The organism is Exiguobacterium sp. 9-2, from assembly GCF_036287235.1.
Lineage (GTDB): Bacteria > Bacillota > Bacilli > Exiguobacteriales > Exiguobacteriaceae > Exiguobacterium_A.
The window spans coordinates 2,777,960-2,797,271 of the sequence record NZ_CP142850.1 but is presented as its reverse complement, the minus strand read 5'-3'; the positions used below and the strand labels follow the sequence as shown (position 1 = coordinate 2,797,271).

At 49.4% G+C, this 19,312-nt stretch carries 21 protein-coding genes; 8 read left to right on the top strand and 13 right to left on the bottom strand.

Going from position 1 to position 19,312, the window contains the following annotated elements; genetic code table 11:
- Positions 1 to 200 precede the first annotated feature (200 nt).
- The gene (gene wrbA, locus VJ374_RS14565) at positions 201 to 803 is read left to right on the top strand and encodes an NAD(P)H:quinone oxidoreductase (protein ID WP_035410786.1); all 603 of its coding nucleotides are present in this window, start codon (positions 201 to 203) and stop codon (positions 801 to 803) included.
- 61 nt (positions 804 to 864) lie between these two features.
- Here the strand turns inward: wrbA and VJ374_RS14560 are convergent, their stop codons facing one another.
- Together VJ374_RS14560 and VJ374_RS14555 are read right to left on the bottom strand one after the other, a co-directional pair.
- Positions 865 to 3,297 carry a HAMP domain-containing sensor histidine kinase gene (locus tag VJ374_RS14560; protein ID WP_329469387.1) on the bottom strand — a complete coding sequence of 811 codons (2,433 nt, stop codon included), beginning with the start codon at positions 3,295 to 3,297 and terminating at the stop codon, positions 865 to 867.
- Between the two features lie 214 nt (positions 3,298 to 3,511).
- On the bottom strand, positions 3,512 to 4,525 hold the full coding sequence (locus VJ374_RS14555; protein ID WP_329471066.1) for a zinc-binding alcohol dehydrogenase family protein: 1,014 nt from the start codon (positions 4,523 to 4,525) through the stop codon (positions 3,512 to 3,514).
- Positions 4,526 to 4,714: 189 nt separating this feature from the next.
- On the opposite strand from VJ374_RS14555, the gene VJ374_RS14550 reads away from it, so the two are divergent.
- Entirely contained in the window at positions 4,715 to 5,140 is a 426-nt protein-coding gene (locus tag VJ374_RS14550) for a hypothetical protein (protein ID WP_035410778.1), read from the top strand.
- A gap of 71 nt (positions 5,141 to 5,211) precedes the next feature.
- On the opposite strand, the gene VJ374_RS14545 is transcribed toward VJ374_RS14550, so the two are convergent.
- From VJ374_RS14545 to VJ374_RS14530, 4 genes are all read right to left on the bottom strand, one after another.
- Positions 5,212 to 5,724, bottom strand: a complete 513-nt coding sequence (locus tag VJ374_RS14545; RefSeq protein ID WP_329469384.1) for a PCYCGC motif-containing (lipo)protein — start codon at positions 5,722 to 5,724, stop codon at positions 5,212 to 5,214.
- A gap of 76 nt (positions 5,725 to 5,800) precedes the next feature.
- Positions 5,801 to 6,718, bottom strand: coding sequence for a metal ABC transporter substrate-binding protein (locus VJ374_RS14540; RefSeq protein WP_329469383.1), 918 nt, complete (start codon positions 6,716 to 6,718; stop codon positions 5,801 to 5,803).
- Positions 6,715 to 7,560 carry a metal ABC transporter permease gene (locus VJ374_RS14535; protein ID WP_290788732.1) on the bottom strand — a complete coding sequence of 282 codons (846 nt, stop codon included), beginning with the start codon at positions 7,558 to 7,560 and terminating at the stop codon, positions 6,715 to 6,717. Before VJ374_RS14535 ends, VJ374_RS14540 begins: the two co-directional genes overlap by 4 nt.
- Complete coding sequence (locus tag VJ374_RS14530; protein WP_290753078.1) at positions 7,557 to 8,294, bottom strand: metal ABC transporter ATP-binding protein; 738 nt, start codon at positions 8,292 to 8,294, stop codon at positions 7,557 to 7,559. The genes VJ374_RS14535 and VJ374_RS14530 overlap by 4 nt, the downstream gene beginning before the upstream one ends.
- 231 nt (positions 8,295 to 8,525) lie before the next feature.
- On the opposite strand from VJ374_RS14530, the gene mgtE reads away from it, so the two are divergent.
- The gene (mgtE, locus tag VJ374_RS14525; RefSeq protein WP_329469379.1) at positions 8,526 to 9,878 is read left to right on the top strand and encodes a magnesium transporter; all 1,353 of its coding nucleotides are present in this window, start codon (positions 8,526 to 8,528) and stop codon (positions 9,876 to 9,878) included.
- 56 nt (positions 9,879 to 9,934) lie between these two features.
- Here mgtE and VJ374_RS14520 read toward each other — a convergent pair whose 3' ends face one another.
- From VJ374_RS14520 to VJ374_RS14510, 3 genes are all read right to left on the bottom strand, one after another.
- Positions 9,935 to 10,585, bottom strand: a complete 651-nt coding sequence (locus VJ374_RS14520) for a hypothetical protein (protein WP_056064119.1) — start codon at positions 10,583 to 10,585, stop codon at positions 9,935 to 9,937.
- A 13-nt stretch (positions 10,586 to 10,598) separates the two neighbouring features.
- A complete protein-coding gene (locus tag VJ374_RS14515) occupies positions 10,599 to 10,928 on the bottom strand; it encodes a potassium channel family protein (RefSeq protein ID WP_035410757.1) in 330 nt (109 codons plus the stop codon).
- A 381-nt stretch (positions 10,929 to 11,309) separates the two neighbouring features.
- Positions 11,310 to 12,143, bottom strand: coding sequence for an SDR family oxidoreductase (locus tag VJ374_RS14510; protein WP_329469375.1), 834 nt, complete (start codon positions 12,141 to 12,143; stop codon positions 11,310 to 11,312).
- A gap of 127 nt (positions 12,144 to 12,270) precedes the next feature.
- Between VJ374_RS14510 and VJ374_RS14505 the strand changes: the two genes are divergently transcribed.
- The 3 genes from VJ374_RS14505 to VJ374_RS14495 are packed head-to-tail and all read left to right on the top strand — an operon-like array spanning position 12,271 to position 14,530.
- Positions 12,271 to 13,026, top strand: a complete 756-nt coding sequence (locus VJ374_RS14505) for a DeoR/GlpR family DNA-binding transcription regulator (protein ID WP_056064125.1) — start codon at positions 12,271 to 12,273, stop codon at positions 13,024 to 13,026.
- Positions 13,023 to 14,072, top strand: coding sequence for a Gfo/Idh/MocA family oxidoreductase (locus VJ374_RS14500; RefSeq protein ID WP_329469373.1), 1,050 nt, complete (start codon positions 13,023 to 13,025; stop codon positions 14,070 to 14,072). Before VJ374_RS14505 ends, VJ374_RS14500 begins: the two co-directional genes overlap by 4 nt.
- Positions 14,060 to 14,530, top strand: a complete 471-nt coding sequence (locus VJ374_RS14495) for a heme-degrading domain-containing protein (protein WP_290788727.1) — start codon at positions 14,060 to 14,062, stop codon at positions 14,528 to 14,530. Before VJ374_RS14500 ends, VJ374_RS14495 begins: the two co-directional genes overlap by 13 nt.
- Before the next feature lie 387 nt (positions 14,531 to 14,917).
- Here the strand turns inward: VJ374_RS14495 and VJ374_RS14490 are convergent, their stop codons facing one another.
- The 4 genes from VJ374_RS14490 to VJ374_RS14475 all read right to left on the bottom strand — a co-directional run bounded on the left by VJ374_RS14490 (position 14,918) and on the right by VJ374_RS14475 (position 16,710).
- Positions 14,918 to 15,397 carry a DMT family transporter gene (locus tag VJ374_RS14490; protein ID WP_329469370.1) on the bottom strand — a complete coding sequence of 160 codons (480 nt, stop codon included), beginning with the start codon at positions 15,395 to 15,397 and terminating at the stop codon, positions 14,918 to 14,920.
- A gap of 12 nt (positions 15,398 to 15,409) precedes the next feature.
- A complete protein-coding gene (locus tag VJ374_RS14485) occupies positions 15,410 to 15,838 on the bottom strand; it encodes a DMT family transporter (protein ID WP_035410744.1) in 429 nt (142 codons plus the stop codon).
- Between the two features lie 65 nt (positions 15,839 to 15,903).
- Positions 15,904 to 16,221: an ArsR/SmtB family transcription factor gene (locus tag VJ374_RS14480; RefSeq protein ID WP_035410742.1), complete on the bottom strand. Its 318-nt coding sequence runs from the start codon at positions 16,219 to 16,221 to the stop codon at positions 15,904 to 15,906.
- A 45-nt stretch (positions 16,222 to 16,266) separates the two neighbouring features.
- Complete coding sequence (locus VJ374_RS14475; RefSeq protein ID WP_056064132.1) at positions 16,267 to 16,710, bottom strand: GNAT family N-acetyltransferase; 444 nt, start codon at positions 16,708 to 16,710, stop codon at positions 16,267 to 16,269.
- 170 nt (positions 16,711 to 16,880) lie between these two features.
- Here VJ374_RS14475 and rpoE point away from each other — a divergent pair, with 170 nt between their 5' ends.
- On the top strand, positions 16,881 to 17,405 hold the full coding sequence (gene rpoE, locus VJ374_RS14470; RefSeq protein WP_035410737.1) for a DNA-directed RNA polymerase subunit delta: 525 nt from the start codon (positions 16,881 to 16,883) through the stop codon (positions 17,403 to 17,405).
- A 267-nt stretch (positions 17,406 to 17,672) separates the two neighbouring features.
- The gene (locus VJ374_RS14465) at positions 17,673 to 19,268 is read left to right on the top strand and encodes a CTP synthase (RefSeq protein WP_047394418.1); all 1,596 of its coding nucleotides are present in this window, start codon (positions 17,673 to 17,675) and stop codon (positions 19,266 to 19,268) included.
- Positions 19,269 to 19,312 lie beyond the last annotated feature (44 nt).

The following is a 19,312-nucleotide window of genomic DNA, read 5'->3' as shown; positions in this document are numbered from 1 at the left end:
AGGAATCCTTCAAGGCAGAAAATGTCTTACGGGATTCCTGTTTTGTTTTAAAATGGTCTTTGGTTCAAACGTTTGGTTGAAGAATTGGACAGAATTTCCTCTTGAATTCAAACAATTGACGTTAATTTGCGCAGAAAGCGGGAATAGAAAGCGTGTACGTCCATCGTCCGTCACTGTCTTTTAAACAAAGGAGCGAAGTCATGTCAAACGTGAAACTAGCGGTCATCTATTACAGCGCAACCGGAACGAACCATCAACTTGCCTCATGGGCAAAAGAAGCGGGAGAAGCAGCAGGGGCGGAAGTCCGTCTTGCGAAAATCAAGGAGACAGCCCCAGCAGAAGCGATCGCTTCGAACCCATTGTGGCAAAAGCATGCGGAAGCCACACGTGATATCGAAGAAGCGACACCGGATCTACTCGACTGGGCAGATGCGATTATCTTTAGCGTCCCGACACGTTACGGTCATGTCCCAGGACAATTCCAACAGTTCCTCGACACGACAGGCGGACTGTGGGCACAAGGCAAACTCGTCAATAAAGTCGTCAGTGCGATGTCGTCGGCACAGAATCCGCATGGCGGTCAGGAAGCGACTGTTCTCGCAGTTTATACGACGATGTTCCACTGGGGTGCAATCGTTGCGGCACCAGGTTATTCGGATCCTGTCTTGTTCGCAGCGGGCGGAAATCCATATGGTACATCGGTCACTGTCGACCAAGACGGTAACATGGTTGAATCAGTCGAACCAGCCGTGCGCCATCAAGCGAAACGGACGGTTGAAGTGGCAAGCCGTCTTAACTCATAACATTACCTAATTCAAAAAGCGCCGGAATGCTGATTCGCATTCTGGCGCTTTTTCGTATGCATCATGTGTTTTGTGTCAACGGAAGTTCGACTGTGAACGTCGAGCCTTGTCCTTCGATCGACTCGACATGGATTTCTCCATCATGTCCACGCGCAATTTCGCGACAGATCGAGAGCCCAAGACCAGTACCGCCGATTTGACGGGTGTCCGAATTGTCAACACGATAGAATTTTTGGAACAGGTTACTCATCGCAGAAGCTGGGATCCCGATACCCTCATCTTGAATCGCGACCGTGACACGTGACGCGTGTCGCGTCAGTTGAATATCGATCGTTCCACCAGCTGGTGAGTATTTGATCGCATTGTTGATCAGGTTACTGAATAATTGGCGAATCTTCTTCGCATCCCCTTCGACGATCAATGGTTCGACGTTTCGGAATATTTCAATCGCGTGGGAAGAAGACGACAGACTATGCAACTGTTTCAAATCCCGAATCATCGCGACGATATCGAACGGTGCCATCTCATATTCCTGACGGTTTGCTTCCATCCGTTGCAAGTCGAGGAAGTCATTGATCAACAGCGAGAGACGTTCTGTTTCCGAATGGACCGCTTCGAGATACTTCTTCTGTCGTTTCGGTGGTAGGTCACGCTGAATCATCAGCTCAGTAAAGCCATAGATCGACGAGAGTGGTGTCCGCAGTTCGTGTGAGATCGTCGAGACGAGTTCGTTTTTGATCCGGTCAATCTCGACTTCATTCGTCACGTCACGTAAGACGAGTAGAATCCCGCGGAACTGTCCACCATAATGAATGCTCTCGGAGTACGTCTTGATGAAGCGTCGCTCTTGATCGATCGAGAAGGTGGTTCCTTCACCGATTTCTCGTTTCACGAACGTCTTTTTCAAGTAACGTTCGAATTCCGGTAGTTGGTCGACGCGATGCTTGAGTTGAACGACAGACGGAGTGATGTTCATCAGCCCATTCTCATCGAGACTGTCATCAACCGGATGGTCAAACAGATCGAGCAATGGTCGGTTGATCAACTGGATGTCACCTTCTGGTTCGATATAGACGATCGATTCACGGATCGAGTTCAACAGTCGCGCTGTTTTTTCCCGTTCGCGTTCAATCTCGTCGAACGTCCGCATCCGTAGGAGTGACAACGCTAGCTGACGCGCGAAGGCAGCGAGTTCTTCCTGCTCGTAACGATCAAACCGATCCTGATTACGGGACAAGAAGATATAGGCGATGATCTCATTTTGACTCGGATCAAGAACCGGTGTGACAGCGCGCGCGACTTCATCTTCGAACTGCGTATGCGGTCGTTTGTCTTGTCGCGACTCACGTAATAACGGCTCAATCGTTGGCATCCAATCTTCGACTGTGAGCGGTGTCTGCGGATAAAAGACGATATCGATCACTTTCGTACCATCTTTGAAAATCAAGGCACCTTGCGTCGCATTCGTGATTTCAACCATCTTTTGAATGACGGCAGGATAGGCACTGATGCTATCACGCGACGCAAGTGTCTCCGTCAATTGATTACGTAGCCGTAAATGGGACTCGTTCCGTTGCGTCAGTTTCAACGCATCTTCGAGATTAACGTTCGTCGACATCAATTGGTGTTTGTTTTCAATCAAGGCTGTCGCCATCTGATGGAACGATTTACTCAATTCACCGATCTCGTCAGCACGGTTCAGCGGAATCAACGGTAACGTATGCTCACCACTTGCAAGGAGCTTGCTCTCCTTGCTGAGAAGGTGGATTTGTCGCGTCGTCCGTTCGATGAACGGGCGGACGATCAGCAAGATGACGAGGAACAACACGATCAGGTTGACGAGCCAAATCCACTCAGCGTACTTCGTCTGCGTGACAAGCTGTTCTTTTGCACCGAGTTCTTTCGCGCGGAGACTACTCCGGTAGTTCGTGAACGTACTCTCCATCGTGTTGACACTTTTACGCATCGTTTCACTGTTCGAGGCATTCATCTTGAACTTCCGATTCGGGTCCCGAGGTACTTGTGGCATCATCGCTTTTAGACTCGGCATCTGCAGGAAACGCTCGTCAATCGTGCCCGATTGCTTTGCTTGGACGTATTTAATCAAGCTGGGCATGACGAAATTTGTATAAGAATTATAGAGCGACCGGATATCAGACGCATAGATTTGATCCGCTTTATATAAGCGATTCTTTTCAAACCAAGCCGTCTGTTGTTCGAGTGATGCCTTCTTTTCATCAATCACGTCGAGCACGGCGTCATCTCCGAAGACGATATAGCCCCGCATCTCGTATTGAAGGGACTGCCAATCGTCCCAGAGTTTCGTCGCCCGATCTTCGCGCATGCTGATCGCATCGAGCTCTTGTTTGGCATCCATGACTTGGTGGTTCGTATAAAAATAAGCAGCCAAAGAGGAGACGGATAAGGTAATAAGAATGAGATAAAATGACGACATGATCTGTCGACTGATCTTTTGATTGAACCATTTTCGCATATGGATTATGGATGCTCCTTTGTATATGTGAGTCGAGGGTCGATTAGATGTATTACATTGGAATATTTGTTACCGTAATCGTACATTTTTTAGACGGATAAATATAGTCATAATGTATAAAATATCTTCAAAATAAGAGATTCACGTTCACAAGAAAATAAAGAACGACAAAAAAGCAGGACGAGAGCCTAGTCTCATCCTACTTCGATACCTATTAATGATGTTCAACGACAATCTTTCCAATCGTTTTTCCACTTTCGACGAGACGGTGTGCTTCTTTTAGATTGTCGGCGTTCATGCCGATCAATGTCTGTGTCACCGTCGTCTCGAGCGTATGCTCTTCGATCCATGCTGCGACTTGCGTCAGAATCTCATGTTGGCGAATCATATCATCTGTCGCAAACAGCGGGCGCGTGAACATGAATTCCCAGACGAACGTCGCACTCTTTTGTTGGAGCGCACTTAAATCGAGTTTTTGATTCGTCTCGACGATGCTACAGATTTTCCCTTGCGGTGCGATCACATCGACCATCGTCTCGAAATGTTGGTCCGTCGCATTGAGACAGAAGATATAGTCAACGTATTTGTAACCGAGGGCTTCGAGCTGAGGACGGAATGCGTCGTGGTGATTGATCGTATGATGCGCACCGTGTTCCTTCGCCCAATCAATCGTCTCGTCGCGTGACGCGGTACCGATGACCGTCAATCCAGCGTGATTCGCAAGTTGTGTCGCAATCGAACCGACACCGCCAGCGGCTCCGATGATGAGGATTGTCTTCTTAAGATTCGACTTAGCATCAAACGTCAATCCGAGACGATCGGTCAATGCTTCATAGGCTGTCAGCGTCGTCAACGGGAGAGCAGCCGCTTCACTGAACGTCAACCGTTCCGGTTTTTTAGCGACAATTCGTTCATCGACGAGTTGGAAGTCGCTGTTTGATCCAGGGCGCTGAATTGCACCAGCGTAATACACTTCATCACCGACTTGGAAGAGGGAGGCATCATCGCCGACTTCAACGACGACTCCCGCTGCATCATAACCGATGACCTTCGGGGCGTCTTCGTCTTTCCCGTGGGCACGGACTTTCGTATCGACCGGGTTGACGGAGACAGCTTTGATCTCAACTAAGAGATCGTGTCCTGTTGCTTCTGGTCGTAGTAGTTCCAGATCAATCAGACTATCTTGTTCCGTTAAAGGTAAGTGTCGGTGGAAACCGACAGCGGACATATTCGACATCAACAATCATCCTTTCCAGATAGGAATCGTTTCTCTCCATCTGTTCCACGCCCGCTCGGTCTTAAAACCAGTTGCGAAACTTTGAAAACGGATTCCCCTTCTGTCATCAACGGAAGAATGCTGGATAGATATGGTAGCATATGAGAGTAGCTATCCATTTTCGAGAAGGAGCGATTTTGTATGTATGACGTCATCTCTCTACCGGCAGGAACGACTCAAGTCACGATTGAACGTTACCTCGTCCATGCTCATCCGCACCCCCGTCCGTATCGACCCGCGCGTTTGATTGCCTTACGTCAAAGTGGTGGCGTCATGCATCGACTGTATCGCACGGAGCGGGAAATCGTGCTCTCTCCGCACGAGGCACTCGCCCCACAAGTCCAGCGGCTCTCGTTCTCGCAACAGGAGCGTGTCCTTGCGTATATCGAAGAACGTCGCGCAAGCTTTGGTTTTGATGAAGGGGAGGAATACAAATTTTACTTACTCGAAGTAGCATATGAACTTCGTCACTTACCACGAACGGATCGACCGATTCGGGCACATACGTACTATCAACTGGATGAGCTGTTGTCGGGTCGACCGCTCGTCTTGCGAGCTAGAAGTTAAGAACGCTCCACATGAGATAAAAAAACAGTCCGCCTTTCCTTACGTTCATCGCGAGGAGGGCGGACTGTTTATTAAAGTGCTGGCGTTGGCGTCGGTGTGACACCGGTCTTCGCATAAGTTTGATCGATTGCAGTCCGAATTTCCTTGACGGAGCTATCTTTTTGATAAGCGACGATCGACTGTGCCGCGATATCGAGACACGTACCACACGTAATGCCGTGCGTCGTCCAGGTCGTTGACGTAGCATTCTGTTCTTCGATGAAGCAGTCATAGTTGCTCGTATGACCCGCAGATTCACCACAACCGCAATAACATGGCATCTTCTTCAATAAATCGGGATGTTTAGCGACGGAGCGATAGATTGTTTGAATCGATTGATCCTGCTCATCGAGAAAAGCAGGTAACGTGTCCGGTCCCGCGGTCTTCTCGAGTTGATCATCGGCACCGTGACTGGCATGATCAGCGTGATCTTCGTGATTCGTGTGTTCTGTTTTTGGAGTATCCGTCTGTTCAGCCGTCCCGCATGCAGCGAGCAACAGGCTGAGACTAAGTGGAAGTCCAAAACGATACAGTCGTCTTTGCATAGTCGGCCTCTCTTTCATTGTCTTACCTTCATTATAAGGAAAGTAAAACGATGAAAGCATGACGATTTATTGACGCTTATTTCGTGAGTGCTTGTGTGATCGTCTTGATGTTCGCTTGCATCATACTGTAGTACGTGTCGCCGTCTTTACCGGGTGCTCCGAGCGAGTCGGTGAAAAGTGTGCCAGCGATCGGAACGCCGGTCTCACGAGAGACAGTCTCCATACTCCGCCGGTCGACGCTTGTTTCGACGAATAGGACAGGGATGTCTTGCTCCTTGATCGTATCGACGATCCGGCGGACTTGTGCCGGCGTTCCTTGATTATCCGAGTTGATCTCCCAAATATAATCCGCTTTGACGTCATAGGCAGTTCCGAAGTATTTAAAGGCACCTTCACTCGTGACGAGGTGACGTTCTGCTTTCGGAATGTCGGCAAACTGCTTTTTCGCTTCCTGATCAAGCGTCTGCAGTTGTTTGATGTAAGCCTCGGCATTTTTCTCGTAGTCCGCTTTGTGCTTCGGATCTTCCTTGATCAATGCCTGCTTGACGTTTTCGACGTATTGAATGCCGTTACTCACATCGAGCCACGCGTGCGGATCGGTTTCTGATTCCTTGCCTTTTGTCGTCAGGTACTTTGGTTCGACACCTTGACTTAAACGATAGACTGGCGCGTCAGACGCATCTTTACTGGTCGTTGCCCGAAGTTTGTCGAACCAAGCACCGCCGGCTTCAAGATTTAGACCGTTATAGAAAACGACATCCGCATCCGCCATCGCTTGTACGTCTGCCGGAAGTGGATCATACTCATGCGGATTTGCCCCGATCTTAACCATGCTGTGAACATCAACGTGTTCACGACCAACTTCGCGGGCGAGATCAGCGAGGATTGAATACGTCGCAACGACCTTCAGCTTTCCGTTATCTTCTGCTGGTGTCGAACAAGTAGCAAGCAAGACTGTGCTGAGGAGGACGAACAGGAAAAATTTTAATTTCATACAGTAGACTCCTTTCGTTTCCGGTGACGCATCAGACCGTGACGTGGTGAAAAGATGAAGACGAGTGCGAACAGCGTCGTCGCGACGAGGACGATCGATGCACCAGAGGATAAATTGTAGGTGAAGCTGAAATACAGTCCGACGATGGCGGACAGCGTACCGAAGCCTGCTGCTAGGAACAGCATCCGCGAGAGACGGTTCGTCAGTAAATACGCTGTCGCAGCTGGTGTGATCAGCATCGCAACGACGAGGATGATGCCGACCGTCTGAAGGGAAGCGACGGTGACGAGTGTCAGCAATGTCATCAATCCATAGTGAATCCAGCGTGTCGATAGTCCATAGGCTTGCGCCATTGTCGGGTCAAAGGAACTGATCAGCAACTCTTTGTAGAACAAGAAGATTCCCCCGAGGACGATCAATCCGATGATGACGGTCATCCACATATCGCTCGGACGGACCGCGAGGACGTTGCCGAACAAAATGTGATAGAGATCGCTACTGCTGCGCAAGAACGAAATCAAGATGATCCCGAGGGCGAAGGCGGACGTGAAGAGGATGCCGATCGCTGTGTCGTTCTTGATGCGACTGTTTTGGCTGACGAAGCCGATTCCAAGTGCCGTCACGAGACCTGTGACGATGGCACCGATCAAGAAGTTGATCCCGAGTAGATAAGAAATCGCAACACCAGGTAAAACGGCGTGCGAGATCGCATCACCCATTAACGACATCCCGCGTAAGATGATGAAACAGCCGATCACGCCGCAGATGATGCCGACCATGACGGCGGTGATCATCGCTTTTTGTAAGAACTCATATTGAAGTAATGCCTCGATGAACGTCATCCTTGTCCCTCCTTGCGTCGTTCGAATAGGGGTAAGCCATACGCTGGTTCGAGCCACTCCGGCGTCAAGATATCAGATGGAGGACCGACAGCGATTAGTCGTTTGTTCAATAGCATCAACGTGTCGAAGTAGTCCTCTGCTTTATGCAGATCATGGTGGACGACGACAATCGTCCGCCCTTCGGCTCGGAGTGTCCGTAAGAGTTCGATGATCATCTGCTCACTGGCGACATCGATACCGACGAACGGTTCGTCCAGCAACAGTAGTTCTGCTTCTTGGGCAAGGGCACGCGCCAGAAAGACCCGTTGTTGTTGTCCGCCTGACAGTTCACCGATTTGCCGTTCGGCATGATCGGACATACCGACGCGTTCGAGACATTCCATGGCGAACGCTTTTTGTGCTTTCGATGGTCGTTTGAATAAGCCGAGCTTCGGATAACAGCCCATCAACACGACATCCTGCACACGAACCGGGAAGTCCCAATCAATTGCACTTCGTTGCGGGACGTATGCGACACGTGACCGGACAGCTTCGAGTGGTTGATCGAGTACGCGTAACTGCTCGATCCGAGCGGGAATCAGACCGAGGATGGCTTTTAAGAAAGTGGATTTACCGGCACCATTCGGTCCGATGATACCAATCAGCGAAGCGACCGGAAGACGGACGGATACATCGGCGAGTGCATGTGTATCAAAATAGGAGACCGTGAGTCGGTTAACATCAAGGGCGTACATGAATGCTCACTCCTTTAGTTTTATGGTATAGAGAAGGAAAGTTTCCTTAGGGCAAAAAGTAGATTAAAAATTTTTGATGATTCATTACTAGAGAAAGATTCGGTCTACTAATAATGTTTCCTTAAGGCAAACTTTAAAGCCGTGAGAAACAGTTGTCAACTGTTTTTCGATATCGATCGCGAATCAACTCGTGCTAAGATGAAAAGGCAGAATCGTATGGGGGTGAGGAGATTGCGTCAGACAGCAGAACAACAATGGAAGTGGCTATTGCTCGATGCGCTTGCGAAGGAAAAGCGAGAGCAAGCACAGCAAGTCATCGAAGAAGTCTATCCGTATGACATCGCGCAAGTGTATGAAGAATTAGGAGAAAACGATCAAACACGACTCCTCGATTATCTCGATCACGAACGATTGGCAGATGTGCTTGAGGAGCTCGAAGGAGAGCAACGTCTTGCCGTCTTGCGTCGTTTAGACGTCGAGCGCGCCGGGCATGTCCTCGATTTAATGGAAAACGATGATGTCGCGGATTTACTGGAGGAACTGGGACCAGAAGAAACTGACCGTTTGCTTGGTAGCATGCGGACAGACGAGGCACTGATCGTCCGCAATCTCTTGACGTATCCACCGGAGACGGCAGGGCGTTTGATGACGAACCGGTTCATCTGGGTGGGAGAGGATTTCACGGTCGGTGAGACGGTCGAGAAGATGCGTGACTACATCGAATACTCGGAGACGATCAATTACGTGTACGTCGTCAATCAACTCAGTGAACTCGTCGGTGTCATCTCATACCGGGACGTCATCTTAGCTGAAAATACGGAACGAATCAGCGATGTCATGGAGACGAAGGTGATTCGGGTCGCAGCAGAGACCGATCAGGAAGAGGTCGCGCAATTGTTCGAACGCTACGATCTCGTTTCGCTACCGGTCGTCGAAGGCGATGTTCTCGTCGGATTGATCACGGTCGATGATGCACTCGATGTCTTACGGGAAGAAGCGAATGAAGACATCGAGAAACTCTCAGCATCCGGTAAATCAATTGATTTCGAGACGAAGCCGTGGATTGCTGCAACCCGGCGCTTGCCATGGCTCGTCTTGTTACTGTTCATCGGGCTCGTCTCCGGATCGATCATCAGTCAGTTCGAAGAGACGCTTTCAAAAGTTGTCGCGCTCGCCTTTTTCATGCCAATGATTGCTGGGATGACCGGAAATACCGGTACCCAATCGCTCGCGGTCGTCGTCCGTGGATTGATCACGCGTGAAGTCGATAAGCGGGTCGCGACGCGATTAATCCTACGAGAACTTTGGGTTGGTTTGATCATTGGTGTCATTTGTGGTGTCTTGATTGCTATCATTGCGTACGTCTGGCAAGGAAGTGCCGTCTTAGGTCTTGTCGTCGGCAGCTCACTCGTCATCACGCTGATTTTTGGAACACTGGCTGGAACGATCATTCCGCTCATCTTACATCGCTTAAAGATCGACCCGGCGATTGCGTCCGGACCGCTGATCACGACGTTGAACGATATCTTGTCGCTCCTCGTCTACTTCGGGATCGCGACCGCGTTCATCAGTCGCTTGATGTAAAAAAACCGAACCGATTCGCCTTCTCTTCAAGAGAAAGGGAATTGGTTCGGTTTTTTTCATGCATTCTCATGCGTCGTGCGAATCCAGACCGCCAGTGGACCGATGTCGTCAAAGCCTGCTTCGAGCGCCGTGATCAGGTGATCACCGTATTCGTATCCGACGAGTGGTTGACCGGGGAAGTGTGCGGAGCACAAGCGTGCGATATCATCCCATAAGCGTTCATCAAGATAGTCGGAACTAACGTACATCAATCCGGTCGTCGTTTGGTTCGAGTAGGCGATGCAACTTGCCTGTTGTGCTTCGCAATAGAAAAAGCGGACGTCCGGATGTTGCCATAACGATTCCGGTAACTCCGGTGTCGCTTGGATTGCTTGGAAGCGAGTAAACTGCGTGGCATCCGTGACGACAGACCAATCGACGGGAAGAGCGCGACGATCGAGTATGGCGGGACGGGTCATCCATTCCGCTGTGAACAGGTGACTGAGACCAGCGCTTGAGAAATCATAGCTCGCCGTACAGTCCTTGATGCTGTACACGTCGGTTGCATTAATTCGCTGATGAGGAAGGCGAACCATCAGTTCCGGATAATAACTTGGAACGCTTCCTTTAGCGAGCCAGGTCGATTCGGTTTCTGTCACCTGGCATCCGACTTGTTCACAAACAAGGCGACACCAATCGAAATTGTTTTGGATGGCAGATTGACGCATGCTTGATCCCTCCTTAATCCTCTTCCGGTTGTTTAATCAAAACGTATGACAAGGTAGCAATTAACGTCAAGAACAACCCGCAGCCGATCGTGATATACGCCATCGTGAAGACCTTACCGAGCGTCGTCGTCGGGATGAATGTCGGATGCCCGACCGTACTCAGTGTCGTGATGCAAAAGTAAAGCGCATCGATGACCGAAAGGTTTTCTTCCGTACTGTAGAAGATCGTCCCAGAGACGAGTGTCAACAAACAAAGAATCAGTAGTCCGCGGAAGTAAGACAAGTGAAAGGCGCGGCGCAATCCCTTGAATAGGCGTGAAAAAATCGTCAGTACAGATATCATCGAATCTCTCCTTTAAGATCGGTGCGTCGAGTCCATCGTATCATGAATGAGATAATCATTCTTTCCGGCATGTTTGACACCATCTATCACCTGATCAACCTGTAAGTTCAAGTGAAGAGGCATTTTTCTTGAATGGAGGAAGAACATCCCATAAGTAAGCGAACGTGAATAAGCTGAGCAGTTAGTGTTGCGGATGTGATGGAGTGCGTAAAAATATATCAATCGACATATAGAACATGATGAAGGTCGGAATCAGATAGACGATCGTAAAAAGAAACAAGGATGGCATGCGTTCCGCTCTTCGAGATGATTTTTAGATAGATAGTCTCAGTATAGTGGGCGCAGATTGCTTAGGCGGATTGAAATTTTAAAAAAGGGGAATCAATCGAGATTCAATGTCAGCCGTCGTATTTTAGCGACACCTTGGAGTCCTGACGGATCATGATGCGTCTTATGGGCGACGAAATGTTCATCGGCTTCCGTCGTCCGGATTCGTAACGGACGTTCGTCACGGTGGACGACCTCGAAGATCACCTCAGCCAGAGCTTCTGCCGATTGGCGGTCGGCATGTCGCGTTCGGTACGTCTGCAAATAAGCCGTGATGATCGGTTTGAAGTCGTCTTCGTGTAAGCCACCCGTCCGTTCGAGTTGATCGAGAACATTTGCGGTAAAGTTCGTCTCGACGGCGGCCGGTTCAATCAGGGTGACGTCGATATTGAAGTACGGTTTATAGTAGGTCGCAAGACTTTCGAACAGCCCTTCGATTGCAAACTTACTGGCACAATACAATTCATTCATCGGTTGACCGACGAGACCACTGACGCTTGAAGTCGCGAGTAAGTGACTACCTTCCGGTGCTTGTTTGAGTAAGGGGAGGCAGGCTTCAATCGTTCGGATGACACCGAAGACATTCGTTTCGAAGAGTTGCTTGATTTCATAACTTGTCGCTTGACCGAGTGCGCGCAGTAAACCATGACCGGCGTTGCAGAATACAACGTCCAGGTGATCGACCTCTTGTTCGATTTGCCGGATGGCTGCCTTCACGCTTGTTTCATCTGTGACATCGAGCGACAAGAAGGTGAGCGTCGGTAACGACACAGTCATCTCACCCGGACTCCGAACACCAGCGTAGACAGACCAGCCGGCTTCCGCAAACCGCTGCGCCGTCGCCAGACCGATACCGGAAGAAGCACCCGTGATCAATATCGTTTGCATATCAATTCCTCCGTTCTGAAAGTAGTTGTCTTCTATTATTTACCCGAATTATCGTCGAATTATTTGCAATAAAATTGCATATAGTAATGAAAAAACTTAATATAAAGAAAAAAGGAGGTAGGAATCGATGGGGCAAATCGAACGGCTGCAACAGATGCGGGAATGGATCAAGACGAGTCCTGAAATTTCGCTGGATCAACTGATGCAGGAGTATCAGATTTCACGAGATACCGCACGTCGTGACGTCATCGTCCTCGAACAAGAAGGGGAGATCATTCGTGTTAAGAATGGATTAGTCCGTGCTGGTGGGACACTTGCATATGAACAGCGGACAGAGAAACCGGAAAAACGGCGGATCGGACAGCGCGCGGCGCGTCACGTCCAAGCGAATGATCGCTTATTGCTCGACGCTGCAACGACGGTATCTGAGATGGCACGGGCACTTCCGCCTTATCCACTACACGTCATCACGAACTCCCTTGACATTGCAGACTATGTCGGAGCTCGCATGGATATTGAGCTGTACGTCACGGGAGGGCGTTTCGACCGGCATGCGCGAAGCTTGAGTGGGATCAAGACGGCAGACGACATCCTGAATTATCAAGTCGATTGTGTTTTTCTTGGAGCATGTGGGTTGACGGAAGAAGGACTTTTTGCGGAACAACTCGAAGAAGCGGTCGTAAAGAAAGCGATGATTCGAAGTGCGACCCGTGTCATCGTCCTCGCGGATCATACGAAATTCAATAAACGCTTTTTGCATAAGGTCTGTGATTGGGGACAAATCGATATGCTCGTCACCGATCAAGTACCAGACGCAACGTGGCAAGAACGACTAGATCATTATCATGTCGATCTCGACGTGACAGAGGAGGAAACAACATGAACTCGATTCAAACGACGCTCGTCGGATTTGGTTTTTCAGCGGTGACGTTTCACGTTCCGTTCTTACAGGCATTACCGGCATTTGAAGTGACGCAAGTCGTCTCGAGTCGACCGGAGCAGGTGGCACAACATTTCAGTGAGGCGACAGTCGTCGCGACACTCGCTGAAGCTTTGCAAGATGAGAATACGGAACTTGTCGTCATCACGACACCAACGGCACTGCATTTCGAAATGGCAAAACAAGCGATCGAAGCAAAAAAGCACGTCTTACTCGAAAAGCCGGCCGTCGTGACGATCGAAGAAGCACTGGCGCTGCAAACGTTAGCAAAACAACACGGGGTTCAAATCGCCGTCTATCAAAACCGTCGCTTTGACGGGGACTTCCTGACACTTCAACAATTGATGGAGATGAACGAAATTGGGGACTGGCAAGTCATTGAGTCACGCTTTGATCGCTATCGCCCGGTTGTTCGGGAGCGCTGGCGGGAACAAGCGGGTGATGGTGCCGGCATCCTGTTTGATCTCGGCTCACACTTACTCGATCAAGCACTTGCCTTGTTTGGAGAACCGGATGCTCTGACGGGCGATGTTTACCTGCAACGTGACGGTGCTGTTGTCGATGACGGTTTCCATGTCACGCTACATTACGGTACGCGGCGTGTCATTCTTCGCTCGGCATCCTTCATCCAAGGACCAGCACCGCGTTTTGAGTTTCATGCGACACGCGGCAGTTACATTAAATATGGAATGGATCCACAAGAAGGACGGCTTGCGAAAGGTCATGCTGTCGATGGACAGCTCGGCGAAGATGAAGTGGACTCCTATGGCTATCTCCAGATCGCCGATCAGCCAGTCGAGCGCCTCGCGACACTTCCAGGCAGTTATGCGACGTTTTACGAACAGTTGGCAGAAGGACTTCGCGGTGGACGGGTACCTGTCGATTTACGCGACGCTGAAAAAACAATGCGCTTGATTGAAGCAGTGCGCATCAGCAGTGATGAAGGACGACGCCTCTTACGAAAGGAATGGGATGCATGGAAGATTTGAAAGTACTGCTCGCGGAAGAGGAAGAGCTCGTCCTGACGTCACTGACGAACACGGAAGCGATCGGGATGGGGCATGAGTTGATCGGACGGGCGATGAAGAAAAACTTGTCGATTGCCGTTGAAATCAAACGGAATGGGCAGCGTTTATATTACGCGGCGCTCGATGGTACGGCACCGGATCAAGAAGAGTGGATCCGCCGGAAATCGAATGTCGTCTTGCGGCATGGCTATAGCTCGCTGTACATGCGTCGGTATAATGAGAGTAAACATCGCTCGTATCATACGATGTATGCTGTTTCTCCAGCCGATTATGTCGATGCCGGTGGGTCGTTCCCGATCCGGATCGAAGGAGTCGGTGTCGTTGGTACGATCACCGTTTCCGGTCTATCGCAGGAAGCAGACCATCGTCTTGCGACGGAAGCGTTGCGTTTACTTAAGAGACAACAGCTGGAACAGTGATATAGATTCATTCGATGTCCTCGCGATGTTCCATTCGCTTTCCTTGGGCGAGACACAAACTGGTCTCGGCTGCCACAGACAGCCGACTCTGGTCTTGTTCGTCTCTGACAGCACGATAAATTGTGCTTTTTCCTGTCGAAGTCGTGTGGAGAAGTGAGGACACAGAACAAAATAATGGAACCAAAAAAGTCCGAACGGGTGAGAAAGAACTCGTTCGGACTTTTCGTATATGAGGATTGATGGATCTCTGTTGATGGACGTGCAAGACGAAGACTCCTACGGGACAGCGGAATAGGTGAGACCCCGCAGACGCATAAGCGGCGAGGCGGCTCGCCTTCCGCCCGAGGAAAGCGGAGTCTTGCACGGGAATCAACGCTGAAACTTCGGTCACGATGCCATCGAATCAGATGAAGCGGACACGTCTTTGCGTGTGTTCCCGCGATAGACGAAGTAAAGCGCAGCAAGCATCGCAAGCAGACCAAGCAGACGTTTTCCGTCGAGCGGAACGACGACGCCACCGAACGCACCGATGTGATCAATGACCATACCTGCTGCGAGTTGACCGATGACGGTCGCGATACTAGCTGCCGTGACACCAATCTGCGGAACGGCAAGAATCGTCAGGAATAGATAACTGACGCCGAACAGGACAGCACTTAGTTGCCAACGAGGTGCTTCGAGCAAGAGTAGGACGTTTCCTTGTCCGAAGAAGAGGATGGCTAAAGAGAGAATCAGCATCCCCGTGAAGAAGGTCAGAAACGTACTTTCGAGAGCCCCTGCCTTTTGACTGAAGGCACCATTGATAGACGACTGTGCGCTCAGCATGACGCCACCGAGTAATGTAAAACCGAGTAATAGAATATTCACGAGCGAACCTCCTTAAAAGATAAGAAATAGGGCGACGAGCATCAGAGCAGAAGCCATTAGCTTGTCGCGATTGATCGGACGTTTCGGACTACCAAGCCAACCGTTATGTTCGATGACCATACTAGCGACCATTTGACCGAGAATGACACTGATCATGGCGAGACCGACACCGACGAGCGGGATGCTGATGATCAGGATCGTCAAGTAGATGCTACCGAGTAGACCACCGAGCAAGGTCCATTTCGGTGCGCGGAATGTATAGCCGAGTGAACCCCTTCCGAAGAAGAGGACGATCAATCCGATGATGATCGTACCGGCGAAGAAATTATAAAAGCTACTTTCGAGTTTTCCGACGAAGTTCCCGAGCTCACCATAGATTGCTCCTTCGACACTTAAAGCGATACCCGCAAGTAACGCGAGTGCGTAATACACGATTTTCAACAGAATTCATCCTTTCACGAATCTAAATATCGAGAAATGTCGATATGTAAGGCGAGGAGAACGGATCAAAGTTCTCCTTTGAGGTACGCTGCAAGCTCCTGGATTTTTTCTTCATTTCGCCGGTAATACGTCCATTTGCCGTGACGTTCGGATTCGAGCAATCCGACTTTTTGCAACATCGTAAGATATTGGGAGACGGTCGATTGAGATAAGTTCGCCTTCTCTTGGATATCTCCGACGCAAATGCCTCCCTTGTCCGACAAATTCGTCGCGAGATGGGCCGTCGGCTTATTGAAATGAGTCTCGGGATCCTTGAGCCAGCGTAAGATATCAAGACGTACCTCGTTCGATAATGCCTTGAATAGATCCACTTGATTTGTCATACGCTTAAACTAATCGATGATTCTCGATATGTCAATTCAAGACACTTATGGTTGAACGAATGCATGCTTGAGAAGGCGATGTGTCACTTTAGTTGCTGTATACGGCTCAAAACCGAATCGTTCATAAAAGGTACTGGCATCGTCCGTATAGAGCCAGAGCTCGGAATACGTCAAAAGTGCTTCCGGGATGATTTTCTCAAGTAGTTGCGTACCAACACCGTGGTGTCGTATTTCTGGTAAGACATAGACATGACGAATCCGACCGACGTCGTTCGTGCCGGTTTGTTTCATATACCCCCCGCACGCGATGACGTGTCCGGAAAGAGATAAAGCGACGAACAATGCCTCACCATCCTCTTGGAACGTTTCATTTCGCCGTTCGCGTAGCATCCGTTCGATGAAGGGATAGCCTTCCTGTGTACTCTTTGATAAAATTGGTAACCAGTTGAAGGCATCAAAATCGTTGACCCGTTCGATTGTCATCTCCATCTGTCATTCCTCCTTCTTCTCTCTTGGATATTCCTTTTTCGGGAGCGGGAAAAACACGAATCGAGAATCAATTCGAGCTTTTTTTAAATAGAGACTGGATTTTTAAAAGCTGTTTTGCGTATAATGAGAAGTAATGGATTGAACGCAAATGAAAGGAAGTGGCCGTCACAATGAGCCTCAGCCGTTTAAGTAAAGAAGAGATTACTGATCTTTCGCTGATCGAATTCGTCAATGAAATGTTGCAAGAAGCTGGCGAACAGCCAATCACGTTCGATGACATCACGTCAGAAATCGAAAAGTACCATACGTTTACAGATGAAGAAGACAAGTTCGAGAAACTTGCTCAACTCTATACAGACATGAACATCGACGGAAACTTCGTTAACGTCGGAGCGAACCGTTGGTCACTCCGCGCTTGGTATCCGTTTGATAAGTCGGATGAGGATCTCGTCATCGAAGCGCGTCAACGTGGAGAACTTGATGAGTTTGAAGAAGAGTTCAACTATGATGCAGAAGAAGATGAGTTCGAGACGATCGAAGACGATCTCGATACATTCGCGAAGACAGCGGACTATGATTCAGCTGACGACAGCGAAGACGAGGATACGTTCAAAAAAGTCGCAGCCATCGATGATCTCGATGACGATCTCGACGAAGAAGACTTAGAAGACTTCGAAGAAGAAGAGGAAGTCTAAGCACGATCAACTACAACTGTACAGCTGCTATTTCCCTATAGAAATGGCAGTTTTTTCGTTGACGGCTGACGAACGAGCGCGAAAATTTTTCTCTGAAAAATTAGGCTTGACGAAGTTTTCCGAATGACGTAAGTTAGTCATGGGCTTCTTTAAGCAACGTGCTTATTTCAGCAAAAGTGTCTCCTATTATGGGGGCACTTTTGCTTTTTTGTTTTTACCACCTCTGTTTTGTTGAGATGTGAATTAGAGAAGGGAGCAATATTTAACATGACAAAGTATATTTTCGTAACAGGTGGCGTCGTATCGTCACTCGGTAAAGGGATCACCGCTGCATCGCTCGCTCGTCTCTTGAAAAACCGTGGCCTTAACGTCACGATCCAAAAATTTGACCCGTACATCAACATCGACCCGGGTACAATGAGCCCGTACCAACACGGGGAAGTTTTCGTCACAGATGATGGCGCAGAGACGGACCTTGACCTTGGTCACTACGAGCGCTTCATCGACATCAACTTGAGCCAGAACGCAAACGTCACGTCTGGTCGTATTTACTCGACGATCCTCAAGAAGGAACGCCGTGGAGACTACAACGGTGGAACAGTCCAAGTCATTCCGCACATCACGAACGAAATCAAAGACCGTGTCTTCCGTGCTGGAAAAGAAACGGGCGCAGACGTCGTCATCACGGAGATTGGTGGAACAGTAGGGGATATTGAGTCGCTTCCGTTCATCGAAGCCATTCGCCAAGTGAAAAACGATATCGGAAAAGAAAACGTCATGTACGTTCACTGTACGCTTGTTCCGTATCTTGCAGCAGCAGGTGAGCTCAAGACGAAACCGACACAACACAGTGTCAAAGAACTCCGTAGCTATGGTATCCAGCCAGACATCATCGTCTTACGTGCAGAGCACCCAGTCCCACAAGAGATGAAAGATAAAATCGCTCTCTTCTGTGACACACGTCCGGAAGCAGTCATCGAAGCACAAGATGCATCGACGCTCTACGAAGTACCGCTCAACTTGCAACGTCAAGGCATGGACCAACTCGTCTGTGACTATTTCAAGTTCGACACACCAGTTGCTGACATGACGGCTTGGAAACAACTCGTCCACACAGTGACACACCTCGAGAAGACGACGAAGATCGCACTCGTCGGGAAATACGTCGAATTGCGTGATGCGTACATCTCAGTTGCAGAAGCACTGAAACACGCTGGATTCGCCTTCAACAGTGATATTGAAATCGACTGGATCAACGCAGAAGACGTGACGCGCGAAAACGTCAACGAATTGCTCGGTTCAGCAGACGGAATCCTCGTTCCTGGTGGATTTGGAGAACGCGGAATCGAAGGGAAAATCGAAGCGACACGTTTTGCACGTGAAAACAACGTACCGTTCTTCGGTATCTGTCTCGGTATGCAACTCGCGACAGTTGAATTCGCACGTAACGTACTCAATCTTGAAGGCGCACACTCAGCGGAAATCGACCCAGCGACACCATACCCAATCATTGACTTGTTGCCAGAACAAAAAGACATCGAGGATCTCGGTGGTACACTCCGTCTCGGACTTTACCCATGTAAACTCGAAGATGGAACGAAAGCACGTGCCGCGTATTCAAGCGAGCTCGTCTACGAACGTCACCGTCACCGTTATGAGTTCGGTAACGAATTCCGTGAGCAGTTCGAAGCGAACGGCATGGTCTTCTCAGGTACGAGCCCAGACGGTCGTCTCGTTGAGATCATCGAGATTCCAGAACACAAATGGTTCGTCGCGTGTCAGTTCCACCCAGAATTGATCTCGCGTCCCGAACGTCCACAAGCACTCTTCCATGACTTCATCCAAGCTTCACTTGGTGAATGAAAAGAAAGATAATCAAAGACGCGGTAACCTTCAGCATCTTGAAG